Consider the following 14,068-nt stretch of genomic DNA (forward strand, 5'->3'; position numbering starts at 1 on the left):
CTTATTGATCTGATACTCAGCGTTACACTCTTTATTGACAGAACCCAACCCACATGAAACACCTTTTGACCCGCTATGTACTACTGCCCTCGGCTCTGGTTGGCAGTTTGGCACTGTATGCCTTAACCAGCAAAGTAGGGCCGCCTGTACCCGACGCTGACAATGCAGGCTTGAAACTGCCAGCTGGCTTCGGGGCCTTAAAAGTGGTGGAAACCGGGGCCCGTACTCGTCACCTGACTATCACGCCCCAAGGCAACATTTACGTCAAGCTGAACCGTCCCGACAAAACCGGTAAGAGTATCCTGATGCTGCGCGAAAGCAGCGGAGGTAAGGCCGAAGTGGCCGGCGGATTCGGTAACTACGGCGGTACCGGTATTGCCGTCAAAAATGGCTACCTGTATGCCTCCTCCGACCAGGAGGTGTTTCGGTACAAGCTTGACGCAAAGGGAGAAGTAATCAACCCCGAGCAGCCCGAAAAGATAATTACGGGGCTCATTAACCGGCGGCAGCACGAAAGCAAGTCGGTGGCGCTCGACAATAGTGGCAACATCTACGTCAACGTGGGAGCCTATTCCAACTCTTGCCAAATCAAGGACCGCCAGAAAGGCTCACTCGGCCAGCAGAATTGCCCGATTCTCGATTCGGCCGGGGGCGTTTGGCAATTCCGGGCCGACAAGCTCAATCAAACCTACGGCGACGGTACGCGCTATGCCACCGGTCTGCGCAACGTAGTGGGCCTGGACTGGAACACGCAAGCCAATCAGCTCTTCGTGATGCAGCACGGCCGCGACCAACTCCACGATATTTTCCCGGAAATGTACGACGTCAAGCAGTCAGCGCTGTTACCGGCCGAATGTATGTACGCTCTTAAAAAAGGCGATAATGCCGGTTGGCCCTACATGTATTACGATGGGCTACAGCGCAAGAAAATGATGGCCCCTGAATACGGTGGCGACGGCAAGAAAGAAGCCACTGGCAACTTTATTGACCCGGCAGCAGCGTTTCCGGCCCATATGGCTCCCAACGCGCTGTTGTTCTATACCGGAACCATGTTTCCCGAAAAGTATCGCAACGGCGCGTTCATTGCGTTTCACGGGTCCTGGAACCGGGCTCCCGAACCGCAGGCAGGTTACTACGTAGTTTTCCAACCGTTCAAAAATGGCAAGCCTGCCGGTGAGTGGGAGGTATTCGCTGATAATTTTGCCGGCTCGCCCGAGAAAGTGGCCTCTGGCCGTGCCGACCACAAGCCCTGCGGCTTGGCCCAGGGACCTGATGGCTCACTCTACGTCTCCGACGACAAGATGGGCACAATCTACCGCATTGTATACGCCAAGAAATAAGCCCCTTAATGAAGAATATAGTTGCCCTAATTGGGCTAACCTTGTGTGGGTTGTCGGCATCGGCCCAAAAGAAGCCGGCTCCCAAACCTAAAGCAGCCCCTGCAACAGCAGTTGCTTCATCAGCAGCTATTGCCGAGGGAAAAGCCATCTATACCCAGAACTGCCTGAGCTGCCACCAAGCCGATGGAGGCGGGGTTGATGGATTGAACCCGCCACTCATTAAAACCAGCTACGTGCTCGGTGAAAAACCCCGTATTGTGAAAGTGGTGCTCAATGGCTTGCAGGGCGAGGACATCGACGGGGAGCCCTACAACAATGCCATGCCCTCCTACGATTTTCTAACCGATCAGCAGATTGCGTCTGTGCTAACGTATGTGCGCAACAGCTTCGGCAACAAGGCTGCGCCCATTAGTGCAGCGGAAGTGAAAGCAATCCGAGCCGCAAACAAGAAGTAAGAGGTATAAGCCTTATGCTGCTTTGCGTACTGGTTTACTGAACGCAAAAACGGCCGCCGCAACAAGTAGTGTTGCGGCGGCCGTTTTCATGTTGCGTGATGAGCCTGTAAGCCGGGTTCTGTCCACTGCCCGAAAGCAGCGTCTCCACCATTTATCTAGGCCAGTCCTCGCGGAAAGGCTCCATCAACCTACCCACGGACGCCGGACGAGCCGCCCGGTGCGGGCCCGAAGGCCTGCATATCCGCTTATTTGGTCTTTCAACCCCTGAGGTTTACCCAGCCGGGACAGTTACCTGCCCGCTGGTGCGCTCTTACCGCACCTTTTCACCCTTACCGGCTGCCCGAAGGCAACGTAGGCGGTAGTTTTCTGTGGCACTGGCTGTCCTGGTTTGCATTATACTTGCCAGTCCTTCCCGTTAGGAAGCAGGGTGCTCTGCGTTGCCCGGACTTTCCTCGTCGCCCCGAAAGGCGCCGCGGTGGAGCGACTCATCACGGGGCAAAGGTAAGGCGCAATTTATTGCCTTAGGCGCGACGAGCTTCAATTAGCTCGTAGCCGTCGTCAACAAGCAGCTTGCCTTGGGTGGCACTCCACACGGCGAGTTGGTCGCAACGCTCATTTTCGGGGTGGCCGTTGTGGCCGCGCACCCATTTGAAAGATACTTTGCGTTGGGCATACACTTTGAGGAAGCGCCGCCACAGGTCTTCGTTGGCTTTCTTGCCGAAGTCAGCTTTCTTTTCCCAGCCAAACACCCACCGCTTTTCCACTGCATCTACTACGTACTTCGAGTCCGTCACGACGGTGATGGGTAACTCGGGGCGGTTGATGGCTTCGAGGCCTTTGATGACAGCCAGCAGCTCCATGCGGTTGTTGGTGGTGAGCCGGAAGCCTTCGGTCAGTTCCTTCTCGTGCTGGCCGAAACGCAGGATGGCCCCGTAGCCCCCGGGGCCAGGGTTGCCGCGTGAGGAACCATCGGTGAACAGGTAAATCATTTTTGGATACTGAAGAGTTGAAACAGTAACTACTTGATTGTTTGCGTGTCATCTTCACACGGCGCGCAAACAATCAAGTAGTTACTGTTTCAACTAAAAATTACTTTTGAACAGCTTAATGGCAATAGCCAGCAGAATCACGCCGAATACGCGGCGCAAAATATCCTCGCCTGCTTTGCCTAGTTTACGCTCAATCCAGCCACTGCTTTTGAGCACCAGGTACACGAACACCAAGTTCAAACCGATGCCAACCAATACGTTGGGCAGGGAGTAGGCGGCGCGCAGAGAGAGCAGCGTGGTCATGGTGCCGGCCCCCACGATAATAGGAAACGCAAGCGGCACAATAGAGCCCGTGGTAGCCAGCGGGTCGTGCCGAAACAGCTGAATGCCCAATATCATTTCCATGCCAATAAGGAAGATGATAATAGCCCCTGCTAGCGCGAACGACTGATAATCAACGCCGAACAACGACAATATACTCTGCCCCAGAAACAGAAACACCACCATCAGAATGCCCGCAACCAAGGTGGCTTTTTCCGAGTGGATCTTGCCCTCGCGCTGCCGAATCTGAATGATGATGGGAATAGAGCCCAGCACATCAATCACGGCAAAGAGGGTAAGCGTGACCGAGAAGATTTCCTTGAGGCTGAACATGGACAAAGGTGGCGTTATGAAGAGGAAGCTTGTGCAGTTGTGCCTGGTTCTATAAACCTTAGAGTCAGGCACAACTGCGCAAGCTCACTGCGTAGCTTAAGCGAATTCCCGAGCAAAAAACTGCACCAGTTGCTCGAATGCTGCATCCGGAATGGCGGGGAAGTTAGCGATGCGCAAACTGCCAGCTTTCCAGCTACCGTAGCCGTTGCCGAGCTGCAAACCCTGGGCGAGAGCCTTGCGCTTCACTTCGTCGATGAGCGGCGGCGGCCCTTGCAAGCCCACAACGGTAGTGGAGCGGGTTTCGGGGTTGGTAATGAGGGGCGAGAGCTGCGTGGCCTGCTCGAAGTAGTCGTAGAGCTTAGTGGCCCGATCCTGCAGGTGCTGGTGCACCGCCTTGATGGGTTCACGGTCTTGCAGTACGCGGCTCAGCAGGTAGATGCCCAACACGTTGGGTGTGTGGGTAGTCTGATAATTGAGCATTTTCTCGTACTGCGCCGTGAGCGAGTTGTAGTGGCTACGCTCATTGATTTGCCGGAACCGGTCAACGGCCCGTGGCGACAAAATCATCAGCGACAAACCCGCAGGCAAGCCGAAGCACTTCTGCACCGAGGCATACCAAATATCCGCCTTGATGTACTTCATCTGAATGCCGCCCAGCGAAGAGGTGGCATCTACTGCCAACAGCGAGTTGCCCAAGCGGTTATACAGATTCAGGATGAAGCCGTCGCGCAGCTGGGTGGCATTGCTGGTTTCGTTCTGCGTGATGCACACCAAGTCAATTTCCTGGTCGGGGAGGGGCAAGGCGGTTACGTCGGGCAGTTCGTCGGGGCCGAAGGGAAAGCCGATGGTGGCGGGCCGCAGGGCTTTGGCGTAGTCATACCACTTCTCGCCGAAAGCGCCGCTGTAGAGGTGAAAACTCTTGCGGGGCGTGAGGCTTTGGGTCAGAACTTCCCAGCACTCGGTAGCGGAGTTCATGAAGAACACCATGTAGTCCTGGGGGATGTTGAGCTTGTTTTTTAGCTCGGCCACCGTCTGGCGCATCAGACTCGTGAACCGCTCGCCCCGGTGCGGAGCCGACAACCAACCCTCATCGAAAGCATCCTGAAGATACTGGCGCACCTGCGGGTACACCTGCGACGGGCCGGGATTGAATGTATACATAGGTAGGTGAAGTCTGGAAGAATGGAGGTGCAAAGGTAGGAACGCTTAAGTGGCGAAATAATGATTTAGTGAAATGATGAGCTTGCAGGCTTTTCAGCGCACAAGCAGCTCGCCGGACGCACCAGGCTGCTGCCTCACTATTTCGCCGCTTGCTATATCTTGAAGCCTAAACGCTTCGGCCGCAGGCTGTCGAAGTATTGCACTGCCAGCCGGTAGCTTTCCAGCTTAAAGCCGCTGATGCTGCCCACGCAATGCTTGCCCAGCAAGCTCTTCTGCCGGAATTCCTCCCGGGCGTGCAGGTTGCTCAGGTGAACTTCTATCACCGGCGCATTGATACCGGCTATAGCATCGGCTATGGCCACGCTGGTGTGGGTGTACCCGCCCGCGTTGAGCACAATGCCGTGGTAGGTGTAGCCCACCTCGTGCAGCTTATCCAGTATGGCACCCTCGTGGTTGCTTTGGTAATACTCGATGGTTAGTTCGGGGAAGGCGTTGCGTAGTTCGGGTAGATAGTCGTCGAAGGAGCGGGTGCCATAGATGCCCGGTTCGCGCCGACCTAGTAGATTAAGATTGGGGCCGTTGAGGATGAGGATTTGCATTAAGCTATGGTTGAGAGTTGAGTGGGCGCTTGTTGAATGATTCAACAACAAGGCAAATCAAACCGGTAGAAACTATTTCTCTGGCAAGTCTCGCTAAACTTGCAGGAATATGAAGGTCGCCGTTCGAGAAACGACCATCCCATGAGCAGCATTTTTGATTATCTATGTCTACTTGGTCTATTGCTCTGCGGCAGTTTGAAGGCTACTTACAGCTCGAAAAATCATTGTCGGCTAACTCCGTGGAGGCATATGTGCGCGACGTAGGCAAGCTGCGCTATTTTCTGGAAATCCGGCACTTGCCCAACAATCCTAAGGAGGTGACTACCGCCCTGCTGCGCGAGTTTCTCGACTGGCTCGGCGAATTCGGAATGTCGGCTACCTCACAGGCCCGCACGCTCTCCGGCATCAAGGCGTTTTTCAGCTTTATGATTATGGAGGACCTCTTGCTCATTGATCCTACTGACACGCTGGAAGCTCCCAAAACCGGCCGGAAGCTCCCTGACACACTCAGCTACCAGGACATCGTACAGTTGTTGGAAGCCATAGACTTAAGCACTGCCGAAGGCACCCGTAACCGGGCCATTCTGGAAGTGCTTTACAGCTCTGGTCTGCGCGTAAGCGAGCTAACCGAACTACGCCTTTCAAATCTGTATGTCGATCAGGGGTTTGTGCGCGTGACGGGCAAAGGCAACAAGGAGCGCCTCGTGCCCATCGGCCGCGACGCCCTGAAGCATATCGGGATTTACTTACAAAGTATCCGTACGCATCTCGACATCAAGCCCGGCAACGAAGATTATGTGTTCTTGAACCGGCGAGGAGCCAAGCTTTCCAGGATTATGATTTTCAACATCATAAAGGAAGCTGCCAGCACCGCCGGAGTACGCAAAAGCATCAGCCCACACACCTTACGCCACTCGTTTGCCACCCATCTTATTGAAGGAGGAGCCGACTTGCGAGCCGTCCAGGAAATGCTCGGTCACGAAAGCATCACGACCACCGAAATCTACACGCACTTAGACCGAGACTACCTGCGGCAGATAATCACGGAATTCCACCCTCGCAGCTGAAGTAGTTAACAGAACTGTTTAGTGTCTGCAATCACCAGCTAACTGAACTGAGCATTAAACAGATATGCATGTACGCTAACAGTCACATGAATTGTGGTGGCATCCCCGCAACCAATCCTCGGCTTCTTCTACCGACTCGAAAAGCTGTAATTCAGTGCCCGTGTTACGGGTCCAGTTTGTGTCGAGGTCACTAACGTTGGCGTCGCCACCGGGCTGCATTACGTGCGCTACGCAAGCCGGCGGGGCCGTATGGGTGCTGTCCCAGGCATACCGCAGCCAGGTCAGCGAATCAAACCAAGGATTGAGAACTTGACTGTTATCGTTTAGAAATAAAGTCACTACCGGATTGCTAAGCACACCTAAAGAGGAGACTATGCTTTGCAAAGCATGCTGTGGATTGATAAAGCCGCGCCAATTAGCGCGTAACCATTGATTGTTGGCATCATATTCAACTTGGCAGGATGGCTGCTCAGCTGAAAGCGAGGTAATTGGAGACATAGGACAATGCAAGGACAAAGAAAAACCTTAATCAGGCATTGCAACAGGTGTGAGGGAAGTAGCAGAGCAATGGTAATTTCGCAACAAATCTAATCATTGTGCCATCATCTAGGATATATAATTCATCTCGCGCATCGCCCTTTTTGATAACACTACTGGGGTTGCTGGTGTTTCTGCTGCCATTCGCAGTGTTGCAAGACCATAGCTACATCACCATCGACGACAACCTAGAGGCAGAGTTTGCTATACCGTATCTGCTTGTCAAACAGAAAGTAGCGCTTGATTATGACCCAACTACGGTGCTGCCCGCCGTGATGGATGGGCTGCCCCGCAACGCGGCCCGGTCGGGGCTAAACGTAACCGTTGGCCTGTTTGAAATGCTGCCGCCCTGGGCTGTTTATTTGGTGCAGCAAGCCCTTGTGCGGCTACTCGCTTTAGTGGCTATGTATGCCTTGTTGCGGCGACACTGGCTGCGAGAAGCGCACCAAAAGGCAGTAGCAGCCGGAGTGGCGCTGTGCTGGGCGCTGCTGCCACTTTACACAATGTATGGATGGTCGGTGCCGGGGCAGGCGGGACTGTTGCTGGCCTTTCTGGAACTGCGCCGAGGGCCGGCGCGGTGGTGGCACTGGCTGCTCATCGGCTCTTTCCCGCTATGGAGCATATTTGCGTTTGTGGGGCCGTTTGTACTAGCTGCCCTCGGCCTATTCGTTGTCTACGACTGGTGGCAAACCCGCCGCCTAAAGGCGCGTCTGGTAGCGGGCTTACTACTGCTGCTAGGCGTGTACTTGGTGGTGGAATGGCCGCTGTTCTATTCTTTGCTGCTTGCCAAGCAGTTCGTGCCGCACCGGCTAGAATTTGATATGCGTCGAATCACGCCCATGGGCTTGATTGAAGGCTTACGAAGTGCAGCCCAGTTCTTTTTTGTAGGGCAATATCATGCCAGCCGCTTTCTACGAATAGCCGTTTTGCTGGCGGTAGGGGTGGTGATGCTGCGGACTCCGGCGGGGCAGCGGACCAAGCAGCTGCAGCGGTTTGGATCCTGGTTACTCGTACTAGTTGGAATGGCCCTGTTCAGCGGGTTTTATCCACAATTGGTGGCCGCCGTACAAACGCAGGTGCCAGCGGTAGGAGCTTTCAACTTTGGCCGATTCCATTTCCTGAGCCCGTTGATCTGGTTTATGGTGCTGGCGCTGGCGCTGCGCGACTTACCAGTTCGTTGGCAAGTAACTGTGATTGGCTTGCAGTTGCTGGTCGGCTTGGGCATGAATGCAGAATGGCTGAACAACCTGCGCGAGTTAGCGGGCAGGCCAAGGGCCCAGGAGCCCAATTATGCAGCGTACGTTAGTGCGCCGTTGTTTGAGCAGGTGCAGCAAACTATACGGCAGCAGACTACCCTCGAGCCCGCGCAGTATCGGGTGGCTTGCTTGGGTTTCCCGCCGGCCGTAGCCCAGCTAAACGACTTCTACACCTTAGATTCTTATCAAAACAACTACCCGCTTTCTTACAAGCACAAGTTTCGGCCGCTGATTGCCGGGGAGCTGGCCAAGAGCCCGATGCTGCAGGCTTACTTCGATGCCTGGGGTAACCGGTGCTTCTTATTTTCAGCGGAGTTGGGCAAGGATTTCCGCGTAGGCGCGTTTCAGCAGCGTGTTGTGCAGGATTTCACGTTTGATCCTAGTACCTTCCGAAAGTTGAGGGGCCGTTACGTATTGTCGGCGGCCCGGCTAGCTCAACCCGCTCAAAGCGGCCTCCGCTCGGTTGGCGTGTTCAGCCGGCCAGATGCCTATTGGCGGATTTACCTGTACGAGGTGATGAACCAGTGATTCTAGAGAGTAGCCTTCTTAGCAGTTTGATAGTTTATCAGCCTACTAAAATGCTACACTCATTAGCTAGCTATTTCACTACATCACCATTGAAAAATGCCTAGATTTGGCCCTTTGGAGCGTTAGAATGGCTAAAAATACATACAAACAAGATCAACCTACACCGGCCAGCCGAAGTAACGAGCCGCGGCCACCGCGTGCCACTACGCCCCGGCCGGTTGCAACGGAAACCACCGCGCCCCGCGAAAATCGTCGGGCCTCCGAGGCCAAAGCGGCTCCTAAACCGCCACGGCAACCCCTGAAATTACCGTCCTTCAACCTAGGCGGTATGTTCGGGTTCGTGCGCGACCGGCGGTTCCAGCTTTTTCTCGGGTTCTTCTTTCTGCTTGGTTCTCTCTACCTCACCATTGCTTTCCTCTCGTTCCTGTTTACGGGCCACGCCGATCAAAGCGTAGTGGCCGGGCTAGATCGGACAACGACGAAAGAGGCCGGTCAGGAAACTGGTAATTGGTTTGGGCTGCTCGGGGCCATGATAGCACAAGTCTTTATTTATAAAGGCTTTGGGGTAGCGGCATTTGCTCTCATACCCATCGTGTTTTTCCTGGGTTACAAGATTGTGTTTCGACGGGCAGAGGTGTCGGTAAGTTATGTGCTGGCCTTGTGCTTGTTCCTGATGGGCTGGCTGAGCGTGCTGCTTGGCTACGTCGTGCTCACAATGCAAGCCCCCGATGCGGACCCCACGCTAGGGCATCGCCTCGACTTTCTGAGCGGTGGCATTGGCTACGAAGTGGCCCTCTGGCTCGATAGCCTAATTGGTTGGGGCACCGTGCTTCTCCTTGCCTTCCTGCTAATTTCCTTTGTTGTCTTCTTTTTCAATGTCACGTCGCTTACCCTTCCTCGCTTTGGCACAGATGCTGAAGAAGAGGAGGAAGCTACTGAAAATCAGAGTGTATCGAACCACGCCCGTCCTGCAGGAAATTACGGAGCTTCGGCTTCCATAGGTATCAAGGAAGAAGAAGAGCGTGACTTGGGTATGACGGTGCGGTCCTTACGGCCTACTCCGCCCGTACCTGCTGCCCGACCGGCTGCTGTTTTGCAGCCCGAAGAAGACGATGAGCCCGATGCTCCGGTTGTTACGTCTGGTTCTATAGCCTCGCCCGCCTTCAGCGTGACACCGAGTGCTGGAACTGGTGTAGTAGCGGGAGCAGCCTCAGCTACGGCGGCTGGTGCCGCCTTGCCGCTTACCGTTGCACCTGCCGCCAGTGCGGCCCTTAGCGCTGCTAGCGCGGCGGCTACCGTAGCTTCTGGTGGCGCAACAACCTCGGCAAAAGGTCCTAGCTTCTCCATCGAAACGGCGGTTGATCCGGAGCCTGTAGTGGCTATGCCGTCCCGGGTTCCTACGCCGCTTTCGCTTTCTGATTTGGTTGACGACAAGGCGCCACTACCCGCTGCCAGCAGTCAGCCTTCAGCTAGCGCTGCCCCACAACCAGCCTTGCAAATCACCAACAAAGGAGCTGAACTAGACCCAGCTGCTGGGGCCGATATGGCCGTCATTGCCGAGGAGGACGAGGATGCCGATGCCATGCCAGCCGTCAACTATGACCCCACGCTGGACCTATCGCGGTACCAGTACCCTACGCTGGAACTGCTCAACGACTACGGCCAGGCCAAGGCGCAGGTAACCAAGGAAGAACTGGAAGCCAACAAAGACCGCATTGTCGAAACGTTGGGCCACTACGGCATCAACATCGCCAGCATCAAGGCCACGATTGGCCCGACCGTCACGCTCTACGAAATCGTGCCGGACGCTGGGGTGCGCATCTCGAAAATCAAGAGCCTGGAAGACGATATTGCGTTGAGCCTCGCCGCTTTAGGTATTCGTATCATTGCGCCAATACCTGGCAAAGGCACTATCGGTATCGAGGTGCCCAACGCCAAGAAGGAGATGGTAAGCATCCGGTCGGTGTTCAGCACCGAGAAATTTGCCCATACCGAAATGGATTTGCCCATTGCTTTCGGGCGCACCATCACCAACGAAGTGTTTGTGGTGGATTTGGCCAAAATGCCTCACTTGCTGATGGCTGGTGCCACCGGTCAGGGTAAGTCGGTGGGCTTGAACGTGATTCTAGCTTCGTTGCTCTACAAGCGCCATCCGGCCCAATTGAAGTTTGTGCTCGTCGACCCCAAAAAGGTGGAACTAAGCATCTTCAATAAGATCGAGCGTCACTTCCTCGCCAAGTTACCCGATACCGACGAAGCCATCATCACCGACACCAAGAAGGTGGTGAACACGCTGAACTCCTTGTGCATGGAAATGGACCGGCGCTACGATTTGCTGAAAGATGCCGGCTGCCGCAATCTGAAAGAGTACAACCGCAAGTTCATCGAGCGGCGCCTCAACCCGAAGAAAGGCCACCGCTACCTGCCGTTTATCGTGCTAGTAATCGACGAGTTGGCCGACTTAATGATGACAGCCGGTAAGGAAGTAGAAACCCCAATTGCTCGCCTCGCTCAGTTGGCCCGCGCTATCGGTATTCACCTGATTGTGGCTACACAGCGGCCTTCGGTCAACGTTATTACGGGCATCATCAAGGCCAACTTCCCGTGCCGGATTTCTTTCAAGGTTACTTCCAAGATTGACTCGCGCACCATCCTCGATGCCGGCGGCGCCGACCAATTGGTTGGTCAGGGTGACATGCTCATTTCGCAAGGTTCCGACATTATTCGGGTGCAGTGCGCCTTCATCGACACGCCCGAGGTAGACCGCCTGTGCGATTTTGTGGGCGAACAACAAGGCTACCCTGACGCCTACATGCTCCCCGAAGTGGTAGGCGAATCGGGTGGGGGTAACGGCGACCTTGAAGATATGGACCCTGCCCAACGCGACTCGATGTTTGAGGAAGCCGCCCGTGTTATTGTCACGCACCAGCAGGGCAGTACGTCATTGTTGCAGCGCCGCCTAAAGCTTGGCTACAACCGCGCTGGCCGCCTTATTGATCAGCTAGAGCATGCTGGCGTGGTAGGGCCTTTTGAGGGCAGCAAAGCGCGCGAGGTTTTGATTCCGGACGAATATAGTTTGGAACAGTTGTTGAATACGTTGCCTAAATAGTAAGTAAGGCATGATGCAGGGCACAAAAAGGATCATTTATAAAGTTCTTTTTGTTAAGTCTTAAACAAAGCTCGGTTTCGTACGTCTTGTACTTACTTCTACTGAACCACCTTTTTGTAATGAAAAAATTCTTCGCCCTGTTTGCCTTTTCGGTTTCGCTATGCTCAACCGCTACGGCGCAGCAGGACCCCAAAGCTGGTAAGATTCTGGACCAGATGAGTGCTAAGTATCAGGCTATGAAAGCCTACAAGGCCTCTTTCACGCAAACGCTGGAAAACGACGCAGCCAAAGTAAAAGAGAACATGAGCGGCGACATCACCGTGAGCGGCCAGAAGTTCCGGTTGAAGATGAGCGGCCAAGAAGTTATTAATGACGGCAAAACCATGTACACCTACATGAAAGCCGAAAACGAGGTGAACATCTCTGATTATGAGTCGGATGAGCAAGAAATCTCGCCCGCTCAAATCTATTCGCTCTACAAGAAAGGTTACAAGTACTCCTATGTACAGGAGGCCAAGGAAGGTGGCGAAGTAGTAGATGTAATTGAACTAGCCCCTGAGGATCGGAGTAACCCAGTTTTCAAGGTGCGCATGAAAGTGAGCAAGGTTGATAAATCGGTAAGAAGCTGGCAGATGTTCAAAAAGAACGGCAACCGCTACACCGTCAAAATCAACAAGTTCACGCCTAACGTGCCCGTTGACGCTACCACGTTTGCTTTCGACAAGACCAAGTACAAAGGCGTAAAAGTTATTGACCTGCGCTAAGGCTTCGAGCCTGCCAATTCGTCCGGCCCGCTTCCGCTCTGTGTGGAGGCGGGCCGCTTTTTTGAGTTGATGCTAATTCAGCCTAAATACAGGGCGTCTGCATCAAATGCAGAAGGACAACAGTTATATTTCGTGCTTCTATATCCGATTAATTATGCAAGAAGATTTCCTCCATTACGTTTGGCAGCATCAATACTTCGATAAAATAGATCTACGCACTACCGACGGCCAACTCATCACCGTTTTAAAACCCGGCTACCGCAACGCCGATGCGGGGCCGGACTTTCTTAATGCTCGTCTGCAGCTAGACGAAGTAGAATGGAATGGGGCTGTAGAAATCCATCTGAAAGCTTCTGCTTGGCACCGGCACCAACATCAAACCGACCCCAAATACGACCAGGTAGTATTGCACATAATCTTTGAAGCCGACCAGTTGGTGCAGCGCCTCGATGGCAGCACGGTGCCTGCCTTGGCTTTGGCAGCGCGTATTGCGCCCGACTTACTACAAGCTTATCATGATTTGCTGGGGCAACCAGCTGCCGTACTGCCTTGCGCTACGCAACTACAGGCCGTACCCGAAATTACCCGGACTAGCATGGTAGAGCGTGCCCTGTTAGAGCGGGTGGAACTTAAAGCTTCTGTAGTAGCTGCTTTGCATCAGCGCCTCAACGACGATTGGGAGGCTACTGCTTATCATACACTAGCCGCTGCTTTCGGCTTTCAGAAGAATAGTGAGCCACTGGCGAGGCTTGCCAAGGCGCTACCGCTAACTATTATACGCCGCCACCGGCATGACCTTCTGCAACTGGAAGCAATGGTATTTGGGCAGGCGGGATTTCTAGAGGAAAATGAAACCGCAGCAAAAGATGAGTACATAACTGCTCTGCATCGGGAGTTTAATTTCCTGCGTCACAAGTACAGCCTGCACGGCACAGCACTGGCCGCGCATGAGTGGAATTTCTTGCGGCTGCGGCCCGCAAACTTCCCTACGGTGCGTTTAGCTCAATTAGCCGCTATATTACACGCCCGCCCAGCTCTGTTTGACGCTATGCTAACGGCTGCTGACTTACCAACGCTCACAAAGTTCTTCCAAGTGCCAACCTCGGCGTATTGGCGTGAACATTACCGGCCAGGCGTAGCGGGCAAGGTACCCGGGTTAGGCAAAAGCAGCATTCATTTATTGGTTGCCAACGTAGTAGTACCGCTACGGGTAGCGTATGCTCGCCACACAGGCCAAATCGAGCTAGTGGAAAGTGCACTAGCGCTGCTTAGTTTGCTGCCAGCCGAGCACAACCATATCACCGACGACTATGCCGGGTTGGGTTTCCAGCATCGCAGCTCCGCCGATTCGCAAGGTCTATTGGCGCTGCACCGCGCCTACTGCGCGCCACGCCGCTGCCTGCAATGCGCCGTAGGTAGCCGAATCATGCAACGTAACTTAGCTGCCCGTTGAAGCTCGCCGTTGCCATTTCACTTAATGCAGCCTTGGCAGTCTTATTCTGGCGCTGGCTCCGTACTCAACTACGTGAACCACAGTTAGGACACTGGTTGCTACCGGTATTGACCTTGAAGCTGCTGGCTTGGGGGGCTGCCTGTTGGAAGCCTAGCT

General features: G+C 54.3%; 12 protein-coding genes and 1 other RNA gene. 7 read left to right on the plus strand and 6 right to left on the minus strand.

The genetic code is table 11. The annotated features are described in order from the left end of the window. The first annotated feature begins 53 nt into the window (after positions 1-53). Together P1X16_RS06290 and P1X16_RS06295 are read left to right on the plus strand one after the other, a co-directional pair. Positions 54-1,340 carry a PQQ-dependent sugar dehydrogenase gene (locus tag P1X16_RS06290; protein ID WP_277227041.1) on the plus strand — a complete coding sequence of 429 codons (1,287 nt, stop codon included), beginning with the start codon at positions 54-56 and terminating at the stop codon, positions 1,338-1,340. 8 nt (positions 1,341-1,348) lie between these two features. Next, the gene (locus P1X16_RS06295) at positions 1,349-1,795 is read left to right on the plus strand and encodes a c-type cytochrome (protein ID WP_277227042.1); all 447 of its coding nucleotides are present in this window, start codon (positions 1,349-1,351) and stop codon (positions 1,793-1,795) included. Positions 1,796-1,886: 91 nt separating this feature from the next. Here P1X16_RS06295 and rnpB read toward each other — a convergent pair. The 5 genes from rnpB to aroQ all read right to left on the minus strand — a co-directional run bounded on the left by rnpB (position 1,887) and on the right by aroQ (position 5,198). After that, positions 1,887-2,287, minus strand: an RNA gene (gene rnpB, locus P1X16_RS06300) — RNase P RNA component class A. A gap of 29 nt (positions 2,288-2,316) precedes the next feature. Beyond that, positions 2,317-2,784: a ribonuclease HI gene (gene rnhA, locus P1X16_RS06305; RefSeq protein ID WP_277227043.1), complete on the minus strand. Its 468-nt coding sequence runs from the start codon at positions 2,782-2,784 to the stop codon at positions 2,317-2,319. 93 nt (positions 2,785-2,877) lie between these two features. Continuing rightward, entirely contained in the window at positions 2,878-3,438 is a 561-nt protein-coding gene (locus tag P1X16_RS06310) for a MarC family protein (protein WP_277227044.1), read from the minus strand. 96 nt (positions 3,439-3,534) lie between these two features. Beyond that, positions 3,535-4,599 carry an aminotransferase class V-fold PLP-dependent enzyme gene (locus P1X16_RS06315; protein ID WP_277227045.1) on the minus strand — a complete coding sequence of 355 codons (1,065 nt, stop codon included), beginning with the start codon at positions 4,597-4,599 and terminating at the stop codon, positions 3,535-3,537. A gap of 152 nt (positions 4,600-4,751) precedes the next feature. After that, complete coding sequence (gene aroQ, locus P1X16_RS06320; protein ID WP_277227046.1) at positions 4,752-5,198, minus strand: type II 3-dehydroquinate dehydratase; 447 nt, start codon at positions 5,196-5,198, stop codon at positions 4,752-4,754. A 164-nt stretch (positions 5,199-5,362) separates the two neighbouring features. On the opposite strand from aroQ, the gene xerD reads away from it, so the two are divergent. After that, a complete protein-coding gene (gene xerD / locus P1X16_RS06325; protein WP_277227047.1) occupies positions 5,363-6,265 on the plus strand; it encodes a site-specific tyrosine recombinase XerD in 903 nt (300 codons plus the stop codon). A gap of 75 nt (positions 6,266-6,340) precedes the next feature. Here the strand turns inward: xerD and P1X16_RS06330 are convergent, their stop codons facing one another. Beyond that, positions 6,341-6,604: a hypothetical protein gene (locus P1X16_RS06330; RefSeq protein ID WP_277227048.1), complete on the minus strand. Its 264-nt coding sequence runs from the start codon at positions 6,602-6,604 to the stop codon at positions 6,341-6,343. Between the two features lie 257 nt (positions 6,605-6,861). Between P1X16_RS06330 and P1X16_RS06335 the strand changes: the two genes are divergently transcribed. The 4 genes from P1X16_RS06335 (at position 6,862) to P1X16_RS06350 (ending at position 13,912) form a co-directional block, all read left to right on the plus strand. Next, the gene (locus tag P1X16_RS06335; protein WP_277227049.1) at positions 6,862-8,586 is read left to right on the plus strand and encodes a DUF6044 family protein; all 1,725 of its coding nucleotides are present in this window, start codon (positions 6,862-6,864) and stop codon (positions 8,584-8,586) included. Positions 8,587-8,713: 127 nt separating this feature from the next. Further along, positions 8,714-11,695, plus strand: a complete 2,982-nt coding sequence (locus tag P1X16_RS06340; RefSeq protein ID WP_277227050.1) for a DNA translocase FtsK — start codon at positions 8,714-8,716, stop codon at positions 11,693-11,695. Positions 11,696-11,814: 119 nt separating this feature from the next. Beyond that, positions 11,815-12,459, plus strand: a complete 645-nt coding sequence (locus P1X16_RS06345; RefSeq protein WP_277227051.1) for an outer membrane lipoprotein carrier protein LolA — start codon at positions 11,815-11,817, stop codon at positions 12,457-12,459. A 154-nt stretch (positions 12,460-12,613) separates the two neighbouring features. Next, entirely contained in the window at positions 12,614-13,912 is a 1,299-nt protein-coding gene (locus tag P1X16_RS06350) for a DUF2851 family protein (protein ID WP_277227053.1), read from the plus strand. Positions 13,913-14,068: the final 156 nt, after the last annotated feature.

The organism is Hymenobacter sp. YC55 (genome assembly GCF_029433095.1).
Classification (GTDB): domain Bacteria; phylum Bacteroidota; class Bacteroidia; order Cytophagales; family Hymenobacteraceae; genus Hymenobacter.